General features: G+C 72.9%; 21 protein-coding genes and 1 pseudogene. 5 read left to right on the top strand and 17 right to left on the bottom strand.

Features of this window, described 5'->3' with window-relative positions; translation table 11 throughout:
- Positions 1 to 1,036 (top strand): annotated as a pseudogene (locus ACW0Q9_RS16200) (transposase); the annotation flags it as partial.
- Positions 1,037 to 1,603: 567 nt separating this feature from the next.
- Here the strand turns inward: ACW0Q9_RS16200 and ACW0Q9_RS16195 are convergent.
- The 4 genes from ACW0Q9_RS16195 to ACW0Q9_RS16180 form a co-directional block, all read right to left on the bottom strand.
- Positions 1,604 to 2,197: a GTP-binding protein gene (locus ACW0Q9_RS16195; protein ID WP_091260490.1), complete on the bottom strand. Its 594-nt coding sequence runs from the start codon at positions 2,195 to 2,197 to the stop codon at positions 1,604 to 1,606.
- A gap of 1 nt (position 2,198) precedes the next feature.
- Positions 2,199 to 2,576: a DUF742 domain-containing protein gene (locus ACW0Q9_RS16190; protein ID WP_091261430.1), complete on the bottom strand. Its 378-nt coding sequence runs from the start codon at positions 2,574 to 2,576 to the stop codon at positions 2,199 to 2,201.
- Between the two features lie 100 nt (positions 2,577 to 2,676).
- Complete coding sequence (locus ACW0Q9_RS16185) at positions 2,677 to 3,081, bottom strand: roadblock/LC7 domain-containing protein (protein WP_013283992.1); 405 nt, start codon at positions 3,079 to 3,081, stop codon at positions 2,677 to 2,679.
- Positions 3,078 to 6,671, bottom strand: a complete 3,594-nt coding sequence (locus ACW0Q9_RS16180; RefSeq protein ID WP_456182114.1) for a nitrate- and nitrite sensing domain-containing protein — start codon at positions 6,669 to 6,671, stop codon at positions 3,078 to 3,080. Before ACW0Q9_RS16180 ends, ACW0Q9_RS16185 begins: the two co-directional genes overlap by 4 nt.
- 384 nt (positions 6,672 to 7,055) lie before the next feature.
- Between ACW0Q9_RS16180 and ACW0Q9_RS16175 the strand changes: the two genes are divergently transcribed.
- Positions 7,056 to 7,469: a hypothetical protein gene (locus tag ACW0Q9_RS16175; RefSeq protein ID WP_456182112.1), complete on the top strand. Its 414-nt coding sequence runs from the start codon at positions 7,056 to 7,058 to the stop codon at positions 7,467 to 7,469.
- Here the strand turns inward: ACW0Q9_RS16175 and ACW0Q9_RS16170 are convergent, their stop codons facing one another.
- Genes ACW0Q9_RS16170 through yczE form a run of 4 tightly spaced genes read right to left on the bottom strand, consistent with a single transcriptional unit; the run spans position 7,470 to position 10,194 of the window.
- Positions 7,470 to 8,543 carry an adenosine deaminase gene (locus ACW0Q9_RS16170; RefSeq protein WP_456182110.1) on the bottom strand — a complete coding sequence of 358 codons (1,074 nt, stop codon included), beginning with the start codon at positions 8,541 to 8,543 and terminating at the stop codon, positions 7,470 to 7,472. It lies immediately after the preceding gene.
- 51 nt (positions 8,544 to 8,594) lie between these two features.
- On the bottom strand, positions 8,595 to 9,008 hold the full coding sequence (locus ACW0Q9_RS16165; protein WP_456182108.1) for a PPOX class F420-dependent oxidoreductase: 414 nt from the start codon (positions 9,006 to 9,008) through the stop codon (positions 8,595 to 8,597).
- The gene (locus ACW0Q9_RS16160) at positions 9,005 to 9,577 is read right to left on the bottom strand and encodes an NADPH-dependent FMN reductase (protein WP_456182106.1); all 573 of its coding nucleotides are present in this window, start codon (positions 9,575 to 9,577) and stop codon (positions 9,005 to 9,007) included. Before ACW0Q9_RS16160 ends, ACW0Q9_RS16165 begins: the two co-directional genes overlap by 4 nt.
- Entirely contained in the window at positions 9,565 to 10,194 is a 630-nt protein-coding gene (gene yczE / locus ACW0Q9_RS16155; RefSeq protein WP_456182104.1) for a membrane protein YczE, read from the bottom strand. Before yczE ends, ACW0Q9_RS16160 begins: the two co-directional genes overlap by 13 nt.
- Before the next feature lie 57 nt (positions 10,195 to 10,251).
- Between yczE and ACW0Q9_RS16150 the strand changes: the two genes are divergently transcribed.
- Complete coding sequence (locus ACW0Q9_RS16150; RefSeq protein WP_456182102.1) at positions 10,252 to 10,725, top strand: MarR family winged helix-turn-helix transcriptional regulator; 474 nt, start codon at positions 10,252 to 10,254, stop codon at positions 10,723 to 10,725.
- A gap of 2 nt (positions 10,726 to 10,727) precedes the next feature.
- On the top strand, positions 10,728 to 11,600 hold the full coding sequence (locus tag ACW0Q9_RS16145; RefSeq protein ID WP_456182100.1) for a putative RNA methyltransferase: 873 nt from the start codon (positions 10,728 to 10,730) through the stop codon (positions 11,598 to 11,600).
- 11 nt (positions 11,601 to 11,611) lie between these two features.
- Here ACW0Q9_RS16145 and ACW0Q9_RS16140 read toward each other — a convergent pair whose 3' ends face one another.
- The 9 genes from ACW0Q9_RS16140 to ACW0Q9_RS16100 form a co-directional block, all read right to left on the bottom strand.
- Positions 11,612 to 12,292 carry a DUF4272 domain-containing protein gene (locus ACW0Q9_RS16140; protein WP_456182098.1) on the bottom strand — a complete coding sequence of 227 codons (681 nt, stop codon included), beginning with the start codon at positions 12,290 to 12,292 and terminating at the stop codon, positions 11,612 to 11,614.
- Between the two features lie 102 nt (positions 12,293 to 12,394).
- A complete protein-coding gene (locus ACW0Q9_RS16135) occupies positions 12,395 to 13,675 on the bottom strand; it encodes a thymidine phosphorylase (protein WP_456182096.1) in 1,281 nt (426 codons plus the stop codon).
- A gap of 41 nt (positions 13,676 to 13,716) precedes the next feature.
- Entirely contained in the window at positions 13,717 to 14,436 is a 720-nt protein-coding gene (locus ACW0Q9_RS16130; RefSeq protein WP_456182094.1) for a cytidine deaminase, read from the bottom strand.
- A 92-nt stretch (positions 14,437 to 14,528) separates the two neighbouring features.
- Positions 14,529 to 15,809 carry an ABC transporter permease gene (locus tag ACW0Q9_RS16125; protein WP_456182092.1) on the bottom strand — a complete coding sequence of 427 codons (1,281 nt, stop codon included), beginning with the start codon at positions 15,807 to 15,809 and terminating at the stop codon, positions 14,529 to 14,531.
- Between the two features lie 2 nt (positions 15,810 to 15,811).
- A complete protein-coding gene (locus ACW0Q9_RS16120; RefSeq protein ID WP_456182091.1) occupies positions 15,812 to 17,170 on the bottom strand; it encodes an ABC transporter permease in 1,359 nt (452 codons plus the stop codon).
- Positions 17,167 to 18,660, bottom strand: a complete 1,494-nt coding sequence (locus ACW0Q9_RS16115) for an ABC transporter ATP-binding protein (RefSeq protein ID WP_456182119.1) — start codon at positions 18,658 to 18,660, stop codon at positions 17,167 to 17,169. The genes ACW0Q9_RS16120 and ACW0Q9_RS16115 overlap by 4 nt, the downstream gene beginning before the upstream one ends.
- Positions 18,661 to 18,928: 268 nt before the next feature.
- Complete coding sequence (locus ACW0Q9_RS16110) at positions 18,929 to 19,999, bottom strand: BMP family lipoprotein (protein WP_456182117.1); 1,071 nt, start codon at positions 19,997 to 19,999, stop codon at positions 18,929 to 18,931.
- Between the two features lie 277 nt (positions 20,000 to 20,276).
- A complete protein-coding gene (locus ACW0Q9_RS16105; RefSeq protein WP_151463159.1) occupies positions 20,277 to 20,618 on the bottom strand; it encodes a hypothetical protein in 342 nt (113 codons plus the stop codon).
- A 57-nt stretch (positions 20,619 to 20,675) separates the two neighbouring features.
- Positions 20,676 to 21,671, bottom strand: coding sequence for a hypothetical protein (locus tag ACW0Q9_RS16100; RefSeq protein ID WP_456182089.1), 996 nt, complete (start codon positions 21,669 to 21,671; stop codon positions 20,676 to 20,678).
- Positions 21,672 to 21,769: 98 nt separating this feature from the next.
- Between ACW0Q9_RS16100 and ACW0Q9_RS16095 the strand changes: the two genes are divergently transcribed.
- Complete coding sequence (locus ACW0Q9_RS16095) at positions 21,770 to 22,363, top strand: TetR/AcrR family transcriptional regulator (protein WP_456182087.1); 594 nt, start codon at positions 21,770 to 21,772, stop codon at positions 22,361 to 22,363.
- The last annotated feature ends 44 nt before the right edge of the window (positions 22,364 to 22,407 follow it).

The raw sequence follows: 22,407 nt of genomic DNA, 5'->3' as shown, positions 1-22,407 counted from the left end.
GACCCCCCGGGCGCAGCGGGGGGCGGTGCCGCCGGCCGAGGCCGGGGAGCCGTTCCGCCCGACGCTGACCACCGCGGCGATCAACAAGGCCCGGGCCGAGCGGCAGCGCACGGTCATCCCGCCGCGGCCCAAGATCAACCAGGAGCCGCCGACCGGCGGCTTCAGCGCCACCGACCTGACCATCCCGGTGCCGACGCCCCGCCCCGGCCAGGAGTCCGCTCCCCCGGGCTCCCGGGCCAACTGGCCGCTGGTCAACACCGGCGAGGACCAGGACGACCGGGCCAAGGAGGCCCCGGCCTACCCGTACGGACGGGGCGTGGACGCGCCGAGCGACCCGGGCCGGGTCACCCCGCCCTGGCTCGCCGACGACCTGCCGCAGGAGCCGCCGATGCTGCGGCTGGTGGAGCCGCCGCCGCTGGCCGACCGGGCGCTGCGCAACGAGCTGGACCCGCCGACCGACCCCGGGCTGGACGCGCCGTCGCTGCGGCTGGTCGACCGGCCGGAGGCCAACCGGCCGAGCCGGCCCGCACCCCGCGCCGAGGCGCCCGCCCCGCTGGAGCGGCGTCCCGCGCCGAAGGAGCACCGGCCGCCGCCCGTCTCCGACGAGGGCGACGGCGACCTGCTGATCTTCGCGCAGGCGAAGTCGGCCTGGTTCGTCGGGCACGGCGACGAGGCCGACCTGGACTGGTCGACCACCGCGGACACCGGCTGGCAGGCGGCCGAGCAGGCGGCCCGCCCGGCCGTCGGCGACGAGACCAAGGCCGGCCTGCCCAAGCGGGTCCCGCAGGCCAACCTGGTGCCCGGCTCGCCGCTGCGCGAGGAGCGTCCACTGCGGATCGTCCGGAACGCGGCCAGCCTCGCCGAGAACACCACCGGCTACTTCCGGGGCTGGCGGCGCGGTCAGGAGATCGGCGGCTTCGCCGTCGGTGGCCGGCCGGGCCGGGAGGCGGCCGGCGGCTGGGACTTCAGCCGGGACACCGGCGACCGCGACGACGACCGGGAATACGAGTACCGGTCGGCGGGCTACCGGTCCTGACCGGAGTGGCATCCCGCCCCACCTGGGTGCCCCTGCCGACATCCGGATAACTCTCGGCCTGCTGGGAGCCTAGCCGGCGGACCAGGCCGGCGCCGGTCGTCAGCCTGGTCCGGGAAGCCCTGCCCACCACGAGGCAGGGCTTCGGCGCTGCCGCCCGGGAGATCGCCGCCGCGCGTCCTTGGCCACGTCGATCAGCCGCATCGGCACGAGCATCCGCCACTCCTCGGGCGCGTGCTCGCGGCCGAGCCGGACGGGTTCATCGTCTGAGCGCCGTTCCGCACAGCGGGCCGGGAGCTGCGCCGGGGCCGACCTCAACCGGCCGCCCATCTTCGACGCCGGCGCGGTCACCGAGGACGCCTCAGCGACGCCACCACGGCCCCCGTGAGGGCGCGTACACCGCGCCCCGGCCTGCCCGGCCACCTCGGCGCTGACCCCGACCACCACGGTCGCGGTGGAGCGGCGGGACTTCAACGCAGGATGGTCACCGGCCGGCTGCGCAGCGTACCGGGCGGCGGACAGCGAGAAGCGCCCGGTGGCCAATGGCCGCCGGGCGCTTCGTCACCTGGGTCAGGCGGGGGCGACGGCCCGCGAGCGCCGCATGGTGAGCACGTACTCGACCAGCGAGATCAGCACGTGCTTCGTCGACTCCCGGTTGCGGGCGTCGCAGGCCACCACCGGCACGTCCGAGGAGATCGCCAGCGCGTCCCGGACGTCCTGCGGGTCGTGGTACTGCATCCCGTCGAAGCAGTTGATGGCCACCAGGTACGGCAGCCGCCGGTGCTCGAAGAAGTCGATGGCGGCGAAGCAGTCGGCCAGTCGACGCGTGTCGACCAGCACGACGGCACCGATCGCGCCCCGGACCAGTTCGTCCCACATGAACCAGAACCGGGTCTGACCCGGTGTACCGAACAGGTACAGGATCAGATCGCGGTCGATCGAGATACGACCGAAGTCCATCGCCACCGTGGTCGTCGTCTTGCCCGGCACCTGCCGGGTGTCGTCGACGCCCACGCCGGCGGAGGTCATGATCGCCTCGGTGGTCAGCGGCGTGATCTCCGAGACCGAGCCGACCAGCGTCGTCTTGCCGACGCCGAATCCACCGGCGATAACGATCTTCGCCGACGTCACGCGCCCGCTCGGGGCCGGCGGCCGGTGCGACATGTCAGAGCCTGCGAAGTCCACTCAGCACCCTCTCCAGCAGTTCAGTGCCCACCGCGTCGTCGGAGTCGTCCAAAATGGTCGGCTCGTGGACCGCGACCAGGCCGTCCGTCGCCATGTCGGCGATGAGCACCCGGGCCACGCCGAGCGGAAGCTGCATCCGCGCCGCGATCTCGGCGAGCGACTGCACGCGTCCGTCACACAGCGCGGCGATGTACTGGTGCTCTCGGCCCTGGCCACCGTTGCCAGTGGCAACCGACCGGCCGCGCACCGTCGTCTCGACGAGCGCCTCCAGGGCGATCTCGAGCCGGGGGCGGGTACGACCGCGGGTCACGGCGTATGGACGGACCAACGCTCCGGTCGGCTCGTCACGATCGACCATGTCGCCGCTCACCTCCTTCGTACCCGGCACCGGCTCGCCCCGGTGGCATTCGTCCCTGTCGTAGTTGTTGCCGCTTCTGACCCACCGGTCAGCGCGTCGTTCAGCCCATCATCCCCACAGCCGTACGCGGCTGCGGGGTCAGAGCGTCGCCCACCCGGTCGACGAGCAGGGCCATCTCGTAACCGACCTGCCCGACGTCGCAGCTGCGCGCGGCGAGCACGGCGAAGGACGAGCCGTCCGAGATGGACATCAGGAACAGGAAGCCGTTGTCCATCTCGACCACGGTCTGGAGCACCGCCCCGCCCTCGAAGCAGCGGGCCGCGCCCTGGGTCAGGCTGACCAGGCCGGACGCGATCGCCGCCAGCTGGTCCGCGCGGTCCCGCGGGAGATCACGGGACGAAGCGAGGAGCAGGCCGTCGGCGGAGACCGCGACCGCGTGCGCCACACCGGGCACCCGGTCGGCGAAGTTGGCCAGCAGCCATCCGAGATCCTGCGTAGTTGTCATCCTTGTTGCTCCTTCTGCCCGCTCCCGGCCACCGGGCCTGAGCCAGACTGCGAGGACTGCTGCTCGCCCGGAGTTCCCTCCGGGCCGGTGGAGTTGCTGTCGGTCGGGTTGCTGCGCCCCCGCTGCACGCCCCGATGGTAGGCCGAAAGCAGGCCCCGTACGCCTTCCGGCGTGCGGCGCTGCACCGACGTGGACGGCTTCTCGATGCCACCGGGCACGAGCTGTGCCATCGGCTTCCGCTTCGGCAGGCCCTTCTGGGTGGTCTCCGCGACCGGGACCTCGGTGGCCGCCGAGGCGGCCTTCCATCCGTCGTCGGCGGCGGTCTGCCAACCGGGCTGCGGCGGGGCGGCGGGCTGCCGGGTGGGCAGCGCACCGGCGTACGCGGGACGGGCGCCCCCGTTCGCCGAGCCGTTCTCGTGCGGCGCTCCGCCGGCCGTCGGAGTCTGTGCCATCGGCGTGTTACCTGTCGTCCCGGGTGGTGTCTGCTGCACGGCCCGACCGGCTGCGTCGACCTTGGCGAACTGCTGGGTGGCGGCGCCGTTGGTCGCCGCCGCCTGCGCTGCGGCCGCCTCCTCGTTGGGCCCCGGCTTGCGGGTGCGGAACCAGGCCGACTCGAGCTCCCGGAAGATCGGCAGCTCCATCGTCTCGTCCGCGTACCGCTGGCGGTTGCCCGGCTGCTGGGGGGTGGCCGGCCGCTGCGCGGGGGCCGGCGCCGGCCGGTTCGCGACCGGCGGCGTCTCCGGACGGGTGACCCGGGGCAGCTCGGTGGTCATGTCCAGGCCGGCGGCGAGCCGCTCCGGCACCGCCGGAGCGGCGGCCTGGTCGGGCGTGGCGACCGGCGGCCAGACCGGCGGGGCGCCGACCTGCGACGCCGGGGCCTGCGGGGCGGGACGCGGCGGCACCTGGTTCACCGGCGGCACCGAGACCGGGTGACCGGAGACCGGCGTACCCGGCACGGGGTAACCGGAGGCCGGCGCGCCCGACACGGGGTAGCCCGAGGCCGGCGCCCCCGACACGGGGTAGCCCGAGGCCGGCGCGCCCGACACGGGGTAACCGGTGGCCGGCGCGCCCGACACGGGGTAGCCGGAGACCGGGTGGCCGGAGACCGGGACACCGGAGACCGGTGGCAGCGGCGGCGCCGACACCGGCGGGACCGGCGGGGCGGACACCGGCGGCGGGTTGTACGGCCGCGCCTCCGGGCTGCTCGGCAACTGCCGAGGGATCGCCGGCTGCTGGCCCGTGGAGGCCGGGTCGCCCTCGGCCGGGTGGCGCCGCTGGGGCAGCGGGTCGATCGACTGGCCGTTCGAGCTCCGCGGCGTGAAGCCGTCGCCGCCCGCGAGGGGACCGGCGCCGGTCAGGTCGGACCAGGCCGGCATCGCACGGCCCGCGCCCGCGTTGGCCGGGGTGCCGGAGCCGTTGCGCGGCGCCGGGTCGAAGGATCGCCCGCCCAGGGTGACCTGGTTGCCGGAGGCACCGGGGTGCGGGGCCGGCGGCGGGGTGTGCGGGCCGTTGCCCAGCGCGGCCAGAGCACCGAACGCCGGGGCGGGACCGTTCTGCTGCGGGCCGGCGGCCGGAAGGGCCGGCGCGGGCTGGCCGCGGCCGGAGAGCGCGCGCGGCACCAGGACGGCGGGCGGCAGCGTGACGTCGGCGACGGTGCCCCGGTCGGCGCCGGGCCGCAGCTCGACCTTGACGCCGTGCCGGGAGGCCAGCCGGGCGACCACGACCAGACCCATCATCCGGGAGACCGCCACGTCCACCTGCGGCGGCGTGGCCAGCCGCTCGTTCAGGTCGCGGAGCTGCTCGTGGCTGATGCCGATGCCCCGGTCCTCCACGTAGAGGGAGGCGCGGTCGCCCACCCGCCGGGCCTCCACCATGACGTGCGAGTCCGGCGGAGAGAAGGCGGTGGCGTTGTCGAACAGCTCGGCGACCAGGTGCACCAGGTCGTTGACCGCGTGCGCGGCGATCTCGATGTCCCGGTCGATCACGCCGAACTCGATCCGGGTGTAGTGCTCGACCTCGGACTGGGCGGCGCGGAGCACGTCGATCAGGGCGGCCGGCTCGCGTTGCACGCGGGTGGAGTCCGCGCCGGCGAGGACTAGCAGGTTCTCGTCGTTGCGGCGCATCCGGGTGGCCAGGTGGTCGAGCTGGAACAGCTCGGCCAGCCGGTCCGGGTCCTCCTCGCCGCGCTCCAGCCGGTCGAGGTGGCCGATCAGCCGGTCGACCAGGATCTGCGACCGGCGGGCCAGGTTGACGAACATGGTCGCGACGGAGGCCCGCAGGGCGGCCTGCTCGGCCGCGGTCCGGACGGCCTCCAGGTGGACGGCGTTGAACGCCTCGGTCACCTGGCCGAACTCGTCCTTGCTGCGCACCGGCAGCGGTTCGGCGATCTGGTTGGCCAGCTGCACCGGGGAGAGCTGCCCGGTGACCTGCGGGTCGCGCAGCCGGGCCACCGCCTGCGGCAGGCCGTACTGGGCCACCGAGAGGGCGCCCTGACGCAGGTCCCGCAGCGAGCGGGCCATCGAGCGGGCGACCAGGTAGGCGAAGAGGATGGCCAGCAGCAGCATGCTCAGCAGCAGGCCGGTCTCCAGGAAGACCTGGCGCTGCACGTCCGAGCGGAGTTGGTCGGCCTGCTTGATCACGTCGCTGTCGAACGTCGACTCGACGGTGCGGACCAGCTTGGCGTTGCCGACCATCGCGGTGTCCCACTGGTCGGGACCGAAGGAGACGCTCGTCAGCGCACCGGACTCGTTGCCGGCAATCTGGCCCTCGTAGGAGGACACCTCGCGCAGGTCGCCCCCGGCGACGGTCTGCTGGTATAGCTCCGTCTCGGACGCGTTGGCGACGGCGGTGAAGGACTCGACCGCCTGCTTCTCGGCGGTGACGGTGGAGAGGTAGTCCGTGCGCAGGGTCTGGTCGAGCCGGCCGCGGTCCAGTGCGAGGTGCACGACCACCCGACGCTGGGAGAGGAACTCCTTGCTGCGGGCGACGGCGGCGGCGGCGCGCATCCGGTCGCTCAGGTCGCTGTCGCCGGCGAGCTGGGTGCTGGAGTCACGGACCGCGAGCAGCTCGCTGATCAGGCCGTCGTACCCCTTGACCGCGAAGCTGCTCGCCATCTTGCCGTTGAAGACCTGACTGCGCATGCCCGGCAGGTCTTCCAGGTTCTGGTCGATCCCGTCGAGCGTCTTCTCCAGCGCGGGGGGCAGCTCCTCCAGCACGACGCGCTGCTGCGAGTAGAGCCCCTGTGCCTTGTCGACCTCCTGGCCCACCTGGGTGTACTCGTCGTTGTACCGGGCCTTGGCCTTCGGGTCGTCGGCACTCAGCAGCAGCACGGCGGCCGTCCGCTCGTTCTGCAGCTTGTCGACCAGATCACCCGAGTAGCCGATCAGGGTCGCCAGGTTGCCGGCCCGGTTGGCATTGTTGAGCGTCTCCAGGTGGTCGACCAGACCGCTGGTGCCGACCACGACCGTGGCGATGGTCGGCACGATCATGATCAGGCCGAGCTTGGACCAGATCGGCATGTCGCGGAGCCGGCTGGCCGGCCGGCTCAGACGCGACAGGAAGGAGCCCGCCGTCTTTGGCCGTTTGCTCACGTCACCGCCCTCGCATTACCGCGTCCGGCGTCACCTCTGGGCAACGCCGAGCGACCGACCCGGCGGGTCGGACCTCCGAGATTCCATCACGCCGCCCCGCAAAGAGAAAGCCCAGGTTGTCCGTCGCCGGAGGTGTGATGAGATGTTGATGCAATTTGATAGCAATCCGTCTGGCCGGAGTCACTGAAAGTAATGGAACACCCTCACCGCGTCGTCCTGCTGGCCGGGCCCTCCGGCTCCGGAAAGTCGTATATAGCCCAACGAACCGGACTTCCTGTCCTCTGCTTGGACGACTTCTACAAGGACGGCGATGACCCTACGTTGCCGCGTCGCAACGGAGAGGTCGACTGGGAGTCGCCGCTGTCCTGGGATGCGGACACAGCGGTGGAAACAATCGCCCGACTGGCCCGCGAGGGCAAGGCCGAAGTGCCGGTTTATGCGATCGGCGCGGACCGGCGGGTGGCCACCCGGCCATTCGACGTCGACGGATCGCCACTTTTTGTCGCCGAAGGGATCTTCGCCGCCGAGATCGTCGCGGAGTGCCGCCGCCGGGGCCTGCTCGCCGGGGCGTACGCGCTGCGCCGCCCGCGCGGCGCGACCTTCGTCCGCCGGCTCGCCCGCGACCTGGCCGAGCAGCGCAAGGCGCCCCGGGTGCTGATCCGGCGCGGGGTGGCGCTGCTGCGCGCGGAGCCGGCGGTGCTGCGCCGGCAGACCGGGCTGGGCGCCGAGGCGGCCCGGGCCGGGCAGGTGCTGCGCCGGGTGGCCGCCCTGCTGGCGGGCCACCCGCGGCAGCCGTGATCAGCCGATCAGCTTGGCGTACGCCGGCTTGATCACCTCGTCGATGATCTTCAGTCGCTCGTCGAACGGGATGAAGGCGCTCTTCATCGCGTTGATGGTGAACCACTGGAGTTCCTTCCAGCCGTAGCCGAAGGCCTCCACCAGCAGGGCCATCTCCCGGGACATCGAGGTGCCGCTCATCAGCCGGTTGTCGGTGTTCACCGTCACCCGGAAACGCAGGTCGCGCAGCAGCCCGATCGGGTGGTCGGCGATCGACGCGGCCGCCCCGGTCTGCACGTTCGAGGAGGGGCACAGCTCCAGCGGGATCCGCTTGTCCCGGACGTAGGCGGCCAGCCGGCCCAGCACCGGCGGGTTCCCGGGCGTGATGTCGTCGACGATCCGGACGCCGTGCCCCAGCCGGTCCGCGCCGCACCACTGGATCGCCTGCCAGATCGACGGCAGCCCGAACGCCTCGCCGGCGTGGATGGTGAAGTGGAAGTTCTCCCGCTGGAGGTACTCGAAGGCGTCCAGGTGCCGGGTGGGCGGGAAGCCCGCCTCCGCGCCGGCGATGTCGAAGCCGACCACCCCGGTGTCCCGGTGCCGGACGGCCAGCTCGGCGATCTCCTGCGAGCGGGCCGCGTGCCGCATGGCGGTGAGCAGCGTGCCGACCCGGATCGGGTTGCCCGCCTCGGCGGCCAGTGCACTGCCCTCCCGGAAGCCGGTGACCACGGCGTCGACCACCTCGTCCAGGGTCAGGTTCTGCTCCAGGTGCTGCTCGGGAGCGAACCGGACCTCGGCGTAGACGACCCCGTCGGCGGCCAGGTCGAGCGCGCACTCCCGGGCCACCCGGCGCAGCGCGGGCCCGGTCTGCATGACCGCCACGGTGTGCGCGAAGGTCTCCAGGTAGCGCTCCAGCGAACCGGAGTTCGCCGCCTCGACGAACCAGCGGCCCAGCGCCTCGGGGTCGGTGGTGGGCAGCTCGTGGCCGGCCTCGGCGGCCAACTCGACGATCGTCGCGGGTCGCAGACCGCCGTCGAGGTGGTCGTGCAGCAGCGCCTTCGGGACCTTGACGATGTCCTCGTACGAGATTGCCATGCACCGACCCTAGTCACCGACCGCCGGGGCACGGCACCGGACCGGGCCGGCTCACGGCCGCCAGCCGTAGACCCGCTCGACCGCGAGGCGGAGCACGACCCGGCCGTCGGCGACCATGGCCGCCCGGTAGTCGTCCCAGTCCGGGTGCTCGCCCCGGATCCGCCGGTAGACCTCGACCAGCTCGTCGACGGTGGCGTCGTCGGTGGCCGCCGCGGGCGGGGTGACCGTCACCGTGCCCTCGGCCACCGCGTACGCCCCGCCGTCGGCGGTGCTGACGTGGAAGCTGGCCCGGGGGTCGCGCCGCAGGTTGCGCACCTTGGCCCGGTCGCCGGTGGTGGAGCAGCGGATCAGTCCCGGCTCGGCCAGGTAGTCGACGTTGGAGAGCTGCGGCCGGCCGTCCCGGCGCAGGGTGACCAGCACCCCGCGACCCCGCTCGCCGAACAGCTCCCACAGCCGGGCGGTCACGCCGCCACCGCCCGCAGCGGGGCGAGCGCCACGGCCAGCCGGGAGACCTGGTCGAGCATCAGGTCCGCCGCCTCCTCCCGCCCGGGGTCGGGCCGCAGTTCGCCGGCGTCGTCCAGCGCCTGCCGCAGGAAGATCGTCACCGCCTCGTTGACCGGCACCATGTTCAACGTGGTCACCACCTGCTTGATCATCTGGACCGCCCGCAGGCCGCCGGACGTCATGCCGTAGCTGACGAAGCCCACCGGCTTGTGCCGCCACTCGTGGTAGAGGTAGTCGATCGCGTTCTTCAGCGGGGCGCTGAAGCCGTAGTTGTATTCCGGCATCACCAGCACGAAGGCGTCCGCGGCAGCGGTGGTCGCGCTCCAGGACCGGGTGTGCTCGTGCAGGTAGATCCCCTCGGAGGGGTGGTGCGGCTCGTCGTGGAACGGCAGTCCGACCTCGGCGAGGTCCACGAGCCGCACCTCGTCGAAGGCGCCGTGGCGGACGGCCGCCTCGGCGAACCAGTCGCCGATGCGCCGGCCCACCCGGCCGGGGCGGGTGCTGGCGACGATCACGTTCAGGCGGGGCATGGCGAGGTCACTCCTGTCGTGGCGGGCCGGCCGGGGGCCGGCACGGCGAGTCGGGGGATGAGGAACTGGGCGAGCGGCCCGATGGCCAGCGCGTACAGCAGGGTGCCGGGACCGACCGTGCCGCCGAGCAGCCAGCCGAGGCCGAGCACCGCCAGCTCGATCAGGGTGCGGACGCGCCCGATCGGCAGGCCGCGCGCGGCGAGGCCGGTCATGAGGCCGTCGCGGGGCCCGGGCCCGAGGCGGGCGCCGAGGTAGAGGCCGGTGGCCACCCCGTTGAGCAGGATGCCCAGGAGCAGCAGGCCGATCCGGGCGGGGAGCGCGGAGACCGGCGGCAGGATCGCCAGCACCGCGTCGAGCGCCAGGCCGACCAGCGCGACGTTGGCCACCGTCCCCACGCCCGGACGCTGGCGCAGCGGGAACCAGAGCAGCAGGACCAGCAGCGCCACGCCGTTGACGACCCACCCGAGCGGCAGGCCGGTCCGGCCGGCGAGGCCCTGGTGCAGCACGTCCCAGGAGGACAGGCCGAGATCCGCGCGGACCATCAGCGCCACGCTGGCGCCGAAGAGGGCCAGGCCGGCGAGGAGCCGCACCAGCCGCGTCGGCAATGTTGTTGACATGTCATCGACCGTAGACGGGGTTTGATGACATGTCAACAAGTCGGTTAGGCTCGGCACATGGACGCACCACGCTGGCTGGACGAGCGGGAGAACCGGGCCTGGCGCGGCTACCGCCGGATGCGCCGCCTGCTGGACCTGGAACTGGCCCGGGAGCTGATGCAGGACGCCGGCCTCTCCGAGCCGGACTACGACGTCCTCTCCGACCTCTCCGAGACACCCGACCAGCGGCTGCGGCTCAGCGAGCTGGCCGACCGGATGCTCTGGTCGCGCAGCCGGCTCTCCCACCACCTGGCCCGGATGCAGCAGCGCGGTCTGGTCACCCGGGAGGAGCACCCCTCGGACGGCCGCGGCTCCATCGTGGTGTTGACCCCGGCCGGCCGGGCCGCCATCGAGGCCGCCGCCCCGGGCCACGTCGCCGCGGTCCGCCGACACCTCATCGACCTGCTCACCCCCGAGGAGGTCGCGGCGCTGGGCGCCCTCACCCACCGGGTGGTCGACCACCTCGCCGGCCGTCCGGGCCGGGCGGTCTGAGCGTGGACGCCCGCATCCTGGCCCGGCTGCGCTGCCCGGTCTGTGGCGAGCCGCTGGCCGAGACCACCGCCGGCACCGCCCGCGCACTGCGCTGCCCGCGCCGGCACAGCTTCGACGTCGCCCGCCAGGGGTACGTCAACCTGCTCGCCGGCCGCGCCCCGCACACCGGGGACACCGCCGAGATGGTCGCGGCCCGCGCCGACTTCCTGGCCGCCGGCCACTACGAGCCCGTCGCCGCCGCGCTCGCCGCCGCCGCGGGGCAGACCGCGTACGGCGCGACGGAAATGACGGACGGCACGTCGTACCCCCTGGTGCTGGATGCCGGCGCCGGGACCGGCTGGTATCTCGCGGCGGTGCTGGCGGCGCTGCCCGACGCCGTCGGCCTGGCCCTCGACGTCGCCAAGCCGGCGCTGCGCCGCGCGGCCCGGGCCCACCCGCGCGCCGCCGCGGCGCTCGCCGACACGTGGCAGCGGCTGCCCCTGGCCGACCGGTCCGCCACGGTGCTGCTGAACGTCTTCGCGCCGCGCAACGGCCCGGAGTTCCACCGGGTGCTCGACCCGGCCGGCGCGCTGCTGGTGGTCACGCCGGCCGCGGACCATCTCGCCGAGCTGGTCGAGGCGCTCGACCTGCTGCGGGTGGATCCGGGGAAGGCCGACCGGGTCGCCGGCAGCCTGGGCGGGCACTTCACCGAGGAGTCGGCCACCGAGCACCGGGCCCGTCTGGAGCTCAGCCGGACCGAGGTGGCCACCCTGGTCGGGATGGGCCCCAGCGCCTGGCACGCCGACCCGGGCCGGCTGGCCGAGCGGCTCGCGTCCCTTCCCGAGCCGGTGCCGGTGACCCTCGCCGTCCGGCTCGCCGTCCACCGGCCGCGCTGAGCACCGCCGCCTCAGGTGGAGAGGTCGACCTCTTCCCAGCCCGGCGGCTCGTCGTGGTACGGCCCACGCAGCACCACCGCCCACTCCAGCGCCCACCGGCGCTGCCCGATGGCGTTCGCGTCCACCAGCCCGGGCAGCGCCAGCCCGGCCTCCTCCGACTCCAGGTACGCCCAGTCGAGGCAGTAGTGCAGGTCGAGGAGGGCGGCCGCGTCGGCCGGATGCTGCGGGGCGGCCAGGATCCGGGCCCGCCACTGGCCGAAGGTCTCGCCGGCCACCAGGTTGGGCATCCGCTCGACCAGCCGCTCGTCCACCGGCACCGTCGGGTCCAGCTCCTTGGCCAGCCCGAGCACCCAGGCCAGCGAGAAGAGCGCGTCGTGGTGCAGCACGAACGACCGGTGGTCGCCCTTGCCGCCCATCACGAACTGCCACTCCGGCGGGGTGACCATCTCGACCAGGCGCGACTCCAGCAGCCAGCTCATCGCCGCCCGCGCGGGCATCCCGAAGCACCGGGCCAGGATCACGTGCAGCACCGCGATCCGGGCCTCGATGTCCGGGGTGGGTCGCAGCTCGATCTCGTCCCCCGGCTCCCAGACCAGCGGGAACTGCGGGGGCGGCAGCGGGAGACCCAGCCGCGACAGCTCGTCGAGGCTCGCCTCACGAACGACCCGGGGGTCGGGGGCGGGTACGCGCACGGCTCAGGTCCCTGTCTGCTCGCAACGGCTCATCGCCGGTCGGTCCCCCCTTGGCCTGCGAGAATAGCGGCTTGGTCGGCACCGCACCATGACCGGGAAAGATCAGCCGATCCGCTCGATCACCAGCGGCGTCGCGGCGGGAGCCTCCGGGGCGATCCGCACCGCCCGCTCCGCCTCGGCCAGCGCGGCCGGGATCCGCTCGGCATGCTCGGCGCGCAACTCGTACAGGGGCTCGCCGGCGCGTACCGGGTCGCCGGGGCGCTTGTGCAGCACCACCCCGGCCGGGATGCTGACCGGATCCTCCTTGCGGGCCCGGCCGGCGCCGAGCCGCCAGGCGGCCACGCCCATGGCGTACGCGTCGATCCCGGCGACGTAGCCGTCCTCGGTCGCGGTGACCACCTCGACCTCGTCGGCCGTCGGCATCGGGGCGTCCGGGTCGCCGCCCTGCGCCCGGATCATCGTGCGCCAGGAATCCATGGCCCGGCCGTCCCGCAGCGCCGCCTCGGGGTCGGCGTCCGGCAGGCCGGCCGCGGCCAGCATCTCGCGGGCCAGCGCCAGGGTCAGCTCCACCACGTCGGCCGGGCCGCCGCCGGCCAGCACCTCGACCGACTCGGTCACCTCGACCGCGTTGCCGATGGCCAGGCCGAGCGGGGTGGACATGTCGGTGAGCAGGGCGACCGTGCGCACGCCGTGCGCCCCGCCCAGCTCGACCATGGTCCGGGCCAGCTCGCGGGCGTCGTCGACGTTCTTCATGAAGGCGCCGGAGCCGACCTTCACGTCGAGCACCAGCGCACCGGTCCCCTCGGCGATCTTCTTGCTCATGATCGAGCTGGCGATCAGCGGGATGGCCTCGACGGTGCCGGTCACGTCGCGCAGCGCGTACAGCTTGCGGTCGGCCGGGGCCAGCCCGTCGCCGGCCGCGCAGATCACCGCGCCCACGTCGCGGAGCTGGGCGATGAACTCGTCGTTGCTCAGCGCGGCCCGCCAGCCGGAGATCGACTCCAGCTTGTCCAGGGTGCCGCCGGTGTGGCCGAGGCCCCGGCCGCTGAGCTGCGGCACGGCCGCGCCGCAGGCCGCGACCAGCGGGGTCAGCGGCAGGGTGATCTTGTCGCCGACACCGCCGGTGGAGTGCTTGTCCACGGTCGGCCGGGCCACCGGCGACAGGTCCAGCCGCTCGCCGCTGGCGATCATCGCGGCGGTCCACCGGGCGATCTCCGGGGCGGTCATGCCGCGCAGCAGGATCGCCATGGCCAGCGCCGACATCTGCTCGTCGGCCACCAGGCCCTTGGTGTACGCGTCGACCACCCAGTCGATCTGGCCGTCGCTCAGCACGCCCCCGTCCCGCTTGGCCCGGATGACGTCAACCGCCGTGAATGCACTCATCAGATGATCTTTCCTCGTCGTTCAGGAACCGGTCCCCCAGCTCAGGCAGGGGACCAGCGGACCGGGATCTCCAGGGGCGGCTCGCCCTCGCCGGCCCAGAAGATGGTGCCCGACGCGTCCACCACGACGACGCGCGGCGTCCGGGCCAGCCCCCAGGTGATCGCCTCGGCCGGGTCGTCCCAGGTCGGGCCCTCCTCCAGCACGCCGGTCTCGGCGCCCTCGGTGTCGCCGGCCGACCGCTCCCAGTACGCCGTCCAGACCTGCTGCCCGGCCGAGAGGTCGGGGTGCACGAAGACCGTGCCCCGGCCCCGCCAGGCGGCCAGCCGCTCCGGCACCACCGGCAGCGGGGTCTCGCCGACGACGGCCTCGATGTCCTCGACACCGAACGCGTGCGGCAGCAGCTCCGCCATCCGCAGCGGCCGGCCCTTCGTCTCGATCAGGCACTCGGGGCCGCCGTTCTCCCAGAGCAGCTGCCGGCAGCGCCCGCAGGGCATGAGCGGCTCGCCGGTGGCGTCGACGCAGGACAGCGCGACGATCCGGCCACCGCCGGTGGCGTGCAGGGAGGAGACCACCCCGCACTCGGCGCAGAGGACCACGCCGTACGCGGCGTTCTCCACGTTGCAGCCGACCACCACCCGGCCGTCGTCGACCAGGGCGGCCGCCCCGACCGGGAACTTCGAGTACGGCGCGTACGCGTGCCGCATGACCTCGGTGGCGGCGGCCCGCAGCCGCTCCCAGTCGATCTCCATCACGCCTCCCATTCTGCCCAATTCACGCTGATCGGTCGCGGTGGCGGCCGGAGACGGGCGTGCCCGGCGGGTCTCCCCCGCCGGGCACGCTGCGTCGCGGGCGGTCAGCCCTTGATGTACGGCTTCCCGTCGGCGGCCGGCGCCCGGACCCTGCCGACCAGCCCGGCCACCGCCAGGATCGTCGCCAGGTAGGGCAGCATCGCCAGGAACTGGCTCGGGATGCTGCTGCCGATCGCGCCCAGGTAGGTGGCGAGCTGGTCGGCGAAGCCGAAGAAGAGCGCCGCGAGCAGCGCGCCGGTCGGGCTCCACCGGCCGAAGATCAGCGCGGCCAGGGCGATGAAGCCCTTACCGCCGATCATGTTCTTGGTGAACGAGTAGAGCGCCAGGGTGTAGGAGGCGCCACCCACGCCGGCCACCAGCCCGGCCATGGTCACGTTCCGGTAGCGCAGCCGCAGCACCTTCACGCCGAGCGTGTCGGCGGCCGTCGGGTGCTCGCCCACCGAGCGGGTCCGCAGGCCCCACCGGGTCCGGAACAGCGCGATGTGGATGACGAGCACCAGCAGCAGGCCGAGGTAGAGGAAGATGTTGCCCCGGAACAGCGCCGGACCGAGCAGCGGGATGTCCTTGAGCAGCGGGATCTCCCAGTTGCTGAACCGGGGCGCGCTGTTGTACTTCGTCGCGTCGGTCTGCATCAGCCGCTCGTAGAGGAAGCCGGTGACGCCGACCGCGAGCAGGTTGAGCACGATGCCCATGACCACCTGGTCGACCAGGTAGCGGATGGCGAAGACGGCGAGCAGCAGGGAGATCAGCGCGCCGCCGATCGCGGCGGCCACGAGGCCCACCCAGACACTGCCGGAGATGCTGCCGAACAGCGCGCCGGAGAAGGCACCCATCAGCAACTGGCCCTCGATCGCCACGTTCACCACGCCGGACCGCTCGCAGAGCACGCCGGCCAGCGCACCGAAGATCAGCGGCAGGGCCAGGACGAACGTGCCCCGGACGACGTTGACCAGCGGCATGAAGTTGCGGCCCTCGGGGGCGGCGGAGACCTGCCAGCACAGGAAGCTCAGCACGAAGGCGACCAGCCCGGCCCCGAGCACCAGGGTGAACCAGCGCTTCGGCACCCCGGCGAGCAGGGCGGCCCCGGCCGCTGCGGCGATGATCCCGAAGAGGATCGCGCCCACCGTGCCGTTGATCTCCAGGGCGGCGCCGCCCTCGGTCTCGCTGAGCGTGAAGCGGGCCTGCTGGTCGGTGGCGAGCGCGCCGAACAGCACCGTGGCGAGCACGCCCAGCCCCAGCAGGACGGCCCCGGTCTTGCGGACGCGCGTCCAGAAGCCCTCGTCGACCGCGGTCACGGCGACCTCGGGGACAGCGGTGGTGGACATGCTCACCAGCCCTTCGCGAGGCTCGTCTGCAGCCGGGCCGCGCGGGCCGCCCGGAGCTGGAAGATCGCCTTCACCATGGCCGGCGCGGCGATGAAGATGACGATCAGCGCCTGGAGCACGGTGACCAGCTCCAGCGAGATCCCCGAGTAGGACTGCATCCGGTTGCCGCCGGCCTGGAGGGCGCCGAACAGCAGCGCGGCCAGCAGCACGCCCCACGGCTTCACCCGGCCGAGCAGGGCGACCAGGATGCCGTCGAAGCCGATCTGCGCGATCACCAGCGGGGTCAGCGCGTTCGCGGTCGAGCCGAGCACCATGTTCGACCCGCCGAGGCCGGCCAGCAGACCCGAGATCACCATGACCAGCACGTACGTCTTGGTCACGCTGATGCCGGCGGTCCGGGCGGCGTCCGGGTTCTCGCCGACCGCGCGCAGCTCGAAGCCGAGCGTCGAGCGGTTGAGCAGCCAGGCGATGAACCAGGTGGCCAGCACCGCGAGCAGGATGCCGGCGTGCACCCGCAGGTCGGCGCCGAGCAGTCGGGGCAGCTGGGCGGAGGACTCGACCGGCTTGCTGATCGCGTCCGCCCGGTTCGGGTTCTGCACCCCGCTCTGGACGATGATCCAGGACAGGAAGTAGACCGCCACGTAGTTGAGCATGATCGTGTTGATCACCTCGTGGGCGCCGGTACGCGCCTTGAGGATGCCCGGGATGAAGCCCCAGAGCGCGCCGCCGAGCGCCCCGGCGATCAGCGCGACCAGCAGGTGCACCCCCGGCGGCAGCGGCAGGGCGAAGCCGACGACGGCGGACAGGATGACGCCGATGGTCGCCTGGCCCTGCGCGCCGATGTTGAACAGGCCGCCGCGGAAGGCGAGCGCGACCGCCAGGCCGGTGAAGACCAGCGGCGCGGTGTAGGTGAGCGTCTCCGAGATCGGGCCCATCGCGGCGGTGAAGCCGACCGCGTCCGGATCGAAGATCGCGCCCTTGAACAGGTTCGCGTACGCCTCGCTGACGACGGTCCAGCTGGCGTTGAGCGCGTCGGCCGGGCGGGCGGTGATGTAGCCGTAGGTGGCCAGCACCTCCGGGTCGGAGACGATGATCAGCACCGCGCCGACCAGCATGGCGAGCAGCACCGCGAGCACGGTCACGGTGACCGTGTTGGCCGCCCAGAGGTTGTCCAGGAAGAGCCGGCCCAGCGTGGGACGGGGCTCCTGGGCCGCGGGCTGCTTCGTCGCGGTGGCGGGCACCGCCCGCTCGGTGTCGCCGGCGGGCGCGGTCGGGGTCGCCCGGGCCTCGCTCCGCGCCTCCTGCGCCTCGGTCGCCGGCTCCTTGTCCGGGGAGCCCGACACCGGGTTCGGGTTGGTCATGCCTCGTCCTCGTTGCCAGGGCCGTCAGCGGCCGTGGTGGCGGTGTCCGGCGTGATGCCGGCCATCAGCAGGCCGATCTCCTCGCGCGGGGTGTCCGGGCCGACCACGCCGATGATCCGGCCGCGGTACATCACCGCGATCCGGTCGGCCAGGCCGATCACCTCGTCCAGTTCGCTGGAGACCACCATGACGGCGGTGCCGATGTCCCGCTCGCGGATGACCCGGCTGTGGATGAACTCGATCGAGCCGACGTCCACGCCCCGGGTGGGCTGGGCGGCGATGAAGAGCTTCAGCGGCCGGGACAGCTCCCGGGCCACGATCACCTTCTGCTGGTTGCCGCCGGAGAGGGTGCCGACCGCCGCGTCGGCCGAGGAGGTGCGGACGTCGAACTGCTCGATCCGCTCCTTCGCCGACTTCGCGATGGCGTCCGGCTTGAGCGACAGGCCCTTGCCGAAGGGCGGCCGGTCGTAGATGTCCAGCACCAGGTTCTCCGCGACGGAGAACTCCTTGACCAGGCCGTCGACGCTGCGGTCCTCCGGGACGTACCCGACGCCGGCGCGGAGCACCTTCTTGGTCGACCAGCCGTGCACGGCCTGGCCGTCCAGGGTGACCGAGCCGGCCAGCACCGGCCGCAGGCCCATGATCGCCTCGATCAGCTCGGTCTGCCCGTTGCCCTGCACGCCCGCGATGCCGAGCACCTCACCGGCGCGCACGGTCAGGTCGACGCCGTCGACCGCGCGGACCTGCCGGTCGTCGTCGACGACCAGGCCGGCGACCTCGAGGATCGGCTTGCCCGGCTGGGCCGGCTTCTTCTCCACGGTCAGCCGGACGCTGCGGCCCACCATGAGCGCGGCCAGCTCGTCGCGGCTGGCGCTCGGCTCGGCGGTGCCGACCGTCTTCCCGCGCCGGATCACCGTGATCCGGTCGGCGATGGCCTTGACCTCACCCAGCTTGTGGGTGATGAACACGATCGACTTGCCGGCCTCCTTGAGCGACCGCATGACCGTGAGCAGTTCCTCGGTCTCCTGCGGGGTCAGCACGGCGGTCGGCTCGTCGAGGATGAGCAGGTCGACGTCGCGGGTGAGCGCCTTGACGATCTCCACCCGCTGCTGGATGCCGACCGGCAGGTCCTCGATCACCGCGTCCGGGTCGACCCGGAGGTTGTACCGCTCGGAGACCTCGGCGACCTCGCGCCGGGCCCGCCGGCGGTCGAGGAAGCCGGTGAAGCCTCCCTTGACCTGTTCCGCGCCGAGCATCACGTTCTCGGCCACGGTGAAGACCGGCACCAGCATGAAGTGCTGGTGCACCATGCCGATCCCGGCGGCGATCGCGTCGGACGGGCCCTTCAGCTTCAGCGGCTTGCCGTCGACCAGGATCTCGCCCTCGTCGGGCTGGTAGAGCCCGTAGAGCACGTTCATCAGGGTCGACTTGCCGGCGCCGTTCTCGCCGAGCAGGGCGTGGATCTCTCCAGGCTCCACCGTCAGGTCGATGTGGTCGTTGGCGACCAGATCACCGAACCGCTTGGTGATGCCGCGCAGTTCGAGTCTCAGCGCAACCTCCTGGAGTGCGAGCGATGGTGCAGCGTAGCGGCTGCCGCGCCGCCACCGCGCCGGGTGGGGGTCAGTGGGGGATGAGAGTGACCGGCCGCCCCGACGTCGCGCGGGTCTTCCCCGCGTGCGCCGAGGCGGCCGGATCGTCAAACCTGGTGCCCGCCGGCCCCCGCTGCCGATGATCTCACCGCGGCAGCCGGCGGAGCGGTCACTTGGTCGGCTGGGCCTTCGAGGTGACCGTGATGGTGCCGGCGGCGATGTCCGCCTTGATCTTGTCGACCTCGGCCTTCAGGTCCGCCGGGACCTTGCTGTCGAAGTCGTGGTACGGGGCGATCGAGACGCCGTTGTTGGCCAGGGTGCCGACGAAGCCCGGCTGCGCCTGGAGCTTCTCACCGTTGGCGGCCTTCAGCACGGCGTCCTTGACGGCGTCCGGGATGTTCTTGACGACCGTGGTCAGCAGCGCCGAGCAGTTCGGGGTGCTCTCGCAGCCGTCGACGTCCACCCAGACGACCGAGTACTTGCCGTTGGAGGCCTGCGCGGCGGCCGTGGTGCCGAGGCCGGCGCCGCCGGCGACCGGCATGATGATGTCGGCGCCCTGGGCGACCAGCGCGTCGGAGACCTTCTTGCCCTCGTCCTGCTTGACGAAGTCGTTGGTGAAGGAGCCCTTCTGGGTGGCCTTGTCCCAGCCGATGACCTGGACGTTCTTGCCCTTGGCCTTGTTGTAGTACGCCACGCCGTCGGCGAAGCCGTCCATGAAGATGGTGACCGGCGGGATCGGCAGACCGCCGTAGGTGCCGACCTTGCCGGCCTTGCTCATCCCGGCGGCCAGGTAACCGGCCTGGAAGGCGGCCTGCGCGGTGTCGAACTGCATCGGGTAGACGTTGTCCACGCCCGGGTTCGCGTCGACGATGGCGAACTGCTGGTTCTTGTTCGCCTCGGCGGCCTTCTTGGTGGCGTCCTGCATCAGGCCACCGACGGCCAGGATGAAGTCGCACTTCTGGTTGACGAACCCGGTCAGGTTGACCTCGTAGTCCGCCTCGGCCTTCGACTGGACGTTCTTGATGTCGATGTTGTCGTTCTCCTTCTTCGCCTCCTGGAGGCCCTTCCAGGCCGAGGTGTTGAAGGACTTGTCATCGATGCCGCCGACGTCGGTCACCATGCAGGCGCTGAACTTCTTGCCGCCGTTGCCGCCGGCGTTGTTGTCGTCCTCGGGAGCCTCACCACAAGCGGCGGCGCCCAGCACGAGGCCACCCGCCACGATGGCGGAGGCGATCCGCATCCCACGCACAGAGCGCAAGACGTCTCCTTCCCATTGCACACCGCGTCGTGCGCGGTGGCAGCCCTTGCGCCGGCCTGCGGTGTGCCGCCGGCGTCCCACGTTACGGACGGGAGCGTACGCCCGCGCCCACCCACCGGCCGACAATCGTGCACGACTGTTGAGCGGTCGTTACCCCTACGTAACCCTGGCGTGGGGCACATCACCTTTCGTGCCGACGGCCCTCCGGAGAGGTGTCGCGAACGTCCGTTTCCCGGGGTCTTCCCGCTGCGCCGGAGGGCTAACGCCAGAAGACCGCCACCGCCGCGTTGACCAGCGTCAACCCGATGATCGCAAGGAAGTGCCCACGGTTCACGGACTCCCGCTTACGGGAGAAGAACACCATGACAAAGATCAGCAGCGCGAGCACCAACTTGGTAACAAGTTTGGCCGGTGCCGGCTCGTCGCCGTCGCGCAGCGGGGCGGAGAGACCGATTCCGGTCAGCAGCCCGATCACCGAGCCCCAGAGCATGGCCGCGTTGATGCGCAGCCGGCCGTTGACGTACTGGGCGATGGCACCGCCGAGCAGCATCGCGAACCCGATCAGATGGACGTAGAGAAGGATCAGTCGAAGAGCTTCCACGCCGGCCATAATCCCCCATCAACGACGCCTTGTAGTAGCCGGCCCGCCGAGGTGCCGTCATACCGTGACCTCGGCCGGGCGCGCCTTCGGCGTCCGGCTGCCGGCGTCGGCCCGCACCGCCCGGCGGCCCGCGAGGACCAGGGCGAGGCCGACCAGCGCGTAGCCGGTCAGCACGGCCACCGGCCGGCCGGCGCCCGCCCCGTCGAAGAACGTGGCCGAGCGCAGCAGCGTGCCGCCCGCGCCGACCGGAAGGAACTGCCCGACCGTGCCCCAGGGCTGCGGCAGCAGCTCCGGCGCGGCGCCGACCGCGGAGAGCGGGTTGCCGACCAGGAAGACGAGCAGCGCGCCGAGCCCGAGCCCGGGACGGCCCAGCAGCGCGCCGAGGCCGGCCACGGTGGCCGCCGCCGCCAGCGCGAACAGCCCGATCGCCCCCGCCTCGCGCCACAGGTCGCCGTCGAGGACGCCGAGCCAGCCGTGCAGGATCGCGGCCCCGACCAGGCCGGCCAGGAGGGCGTAGCCGAGCAGGCCGGCCAGCCGCGCGCCGCGCCGGGCGACCAGGACCGCGAGCAGCGCCCCGGCCAGCATGCTGGTCAGCGCCAACGGCAGGAAACCGGCGGCGAAGCCGGCCCCGCGCGGGTCGTCGGGGTCGGCCGGCACGACCTGCACCACCGGCACCGGCCGGCCGGCGGAGAGCTGTGCCGCTGCCTCGGTGAGCAGCGCGGCCACGGTCGGGCTGGCGGCCGGCGCGGTGTGCAGGGCGACGCCGTCCGGACCGACCACGAAGGCGGCGTAGACCTCGCGGTCGCGAAGTGCCCGGTCGGCCGCCGCGGCGTCCGGCAGCGTGGTCACGGCGAAGCCGCCGGGCCGGGCCGCGGCGAGCCGGCCGGCCAGTTCGGCGGCGGCCGGCGGTGGGCCGGCGACGGCGACCGGCAGGTCGCGCGGCGCGAGGTGGGCGGCCGGTGCCGCGAAGAGGGGTACGAGGAGCGCCTGCACCACCACCGCCAGGCTGGCGAGCAGCGCGGCGAGCGTCCAGGGCGAGCGGGACCGAAGCATCGTCGTCTCCTAAAAACGAATGTTCGTTCTCTTGGGTTGAGCGTGCGCCGTCGCCGCGGGATTCGTCAAGAACGAACGTTCGATTTAGAATGTGTGCCGTGCCACGCGTCTCCGAGCAACACCTGGCCGCCCGCCGTCAGCAGATCCTCGACGCCGCCCGGCGCTGCTTCGTGCGCGACGGCTTCCACAACACCCCGATGCAGGACGTGATCAAGGAAGCCGGGCTCTCGGTCGGCGCGGTCTACCGCTACTTCCCCAGCAAGAACGACCTGATCACGGCCATCGCCCAGGCGGTCATCGGCACCGCCGACGCGACCTTCGCCGACCTGTCCACGGCCGACCCGCCGCTGCCCCTGACCGGCGTGCTGGAGCGGGCGCTGACCTTCGTCGACACCCAGCTCGGCCCGGACGGCGTGCTGCCGCTGGCGCTACAGGTGTGGAGCGAGGCGCAGCGCGACCCGGTGCTGGCCGAGTTCGTCGGGGCCACGTACACCCGGCTGCGTGGCCATTTCGTGGCCGCCGCCGCACGCGCGCGCGACGCCGGCGAGCTGCCTGCGGACGCCGACCCGGAGGCCGTCGGCGCCGCCCTGTTCGGCCTGATCCCCGGCTACTTCACCCAGCGCATCCTGACCGGCTCCCCGGACCGCGCCGCCTACCTCGCGGGCGTCCGCGCCCTGCTCTCCCGCCCCTGACCCCCCGCGATCCTGCAGTTGACGCCCCCGGCAGGAGGGGCGGG

It is taken from the genome of Micromonospora sp. I033 (genome assembly GCF_053890995.1).
Note: the sequence above shows the minus strand (reverse complement) of the source record. Positions and strands in the feature narration are given on the sequence as shown.

Coding starts and splice junctions, on each gene's coding strand:
- ACW0Q9_RS16195 (WP_091260490.1), bottom strand. CDS start 2,197: ATGTCGCACCGGCCGCCGGCCCCGAGCGGGCGCGTGACGTCGGCGAAG.
- ACW0Q9_RS16190 (WP_091261430.1), bottom strand. CDS start 2,576: ATGGTCGATCGTGACGAGCCGACCGGAGCGTTGGTCCGTCCATACGCC.
- ACW0Q9_RS16185 (WP_013283992.1), bottom strand. CDS start 3,081: ATGACAACTACGCAGGATCTCGGATGGCTGCTGGCCAACTTCGCCGAC.
- ACW0Q9_RS16170 (WP_456182110.1), bottom strand. CDS start 8,543: ATGGCAATCTCGTACGAGGACATCGTCAAGGTCCCGAAGGCGCTGCTG.
- ACW0Q9_RS16160 (WP_456182106.1), bottom strand. CDS start 9,577: ATGCCCCGCCTGAACGTGATCGTCGCCAGCACCCGCCCCGGCCGGGTG.
- yczE (WP_456182104.1), bottom strand. CDS start 10,194: ATGTCAACAACATTGCCGACGCGGCTGGTGCGGCTCCTCGCCGGCCTG.
- ACW0Q9_RS16150 (WP_456182102.1), top strand. CDS start 10,252: ATGGACGCACCACGCTGGCTGGACGAGCGGGAGAACCGGGCCTGGCGC.
- ACW0Q9_RS16135 (WP_456182096.1), bottom strand. CDS start 13,675: ATGAGTGCATTCACGGCGGTTGACGTCATCCGGGCCAAGCGGGACGGG.
- ACW0Q9_RS16130 (WP_456182094.1), bottom strand. CDS start 14,436: ATGGGAGGCGTGATGGAGATCGACTGGGAGCGGCTGCGGGCCGCCGCC.
- ACW0Q9_RS16125 (WP_456182092.1), bottom strand. CDS start 15,809: ATGTCCACCACCGCTGTCCCCGAGGTCGCCGTGACCGCGGTCGACGAG.
- ACW0Q9_RS16120 (WP_456182091.1), bottom strand. CDS start 17,170: ATGACCAACCCGAACCCGGTGTCGGGCTCCCCGGACAAGGAGCCGGCG.
- ACW0Q9_RS16110 (WP_456182117.1), bottom strand. CDS start 19,999: ATGCGGATCGCCTCCGCCATCGTGGCGGGTGGCCTCGTGCTGGGCGCC.
- ACW0Q9_RS16100 (WP_456182089.1), bottom strand. CDS start 21,671: ATGCTTCGGTCCCGCTCGCCCTGGACGCTCGCCGCGCTGCTCGCCAGC.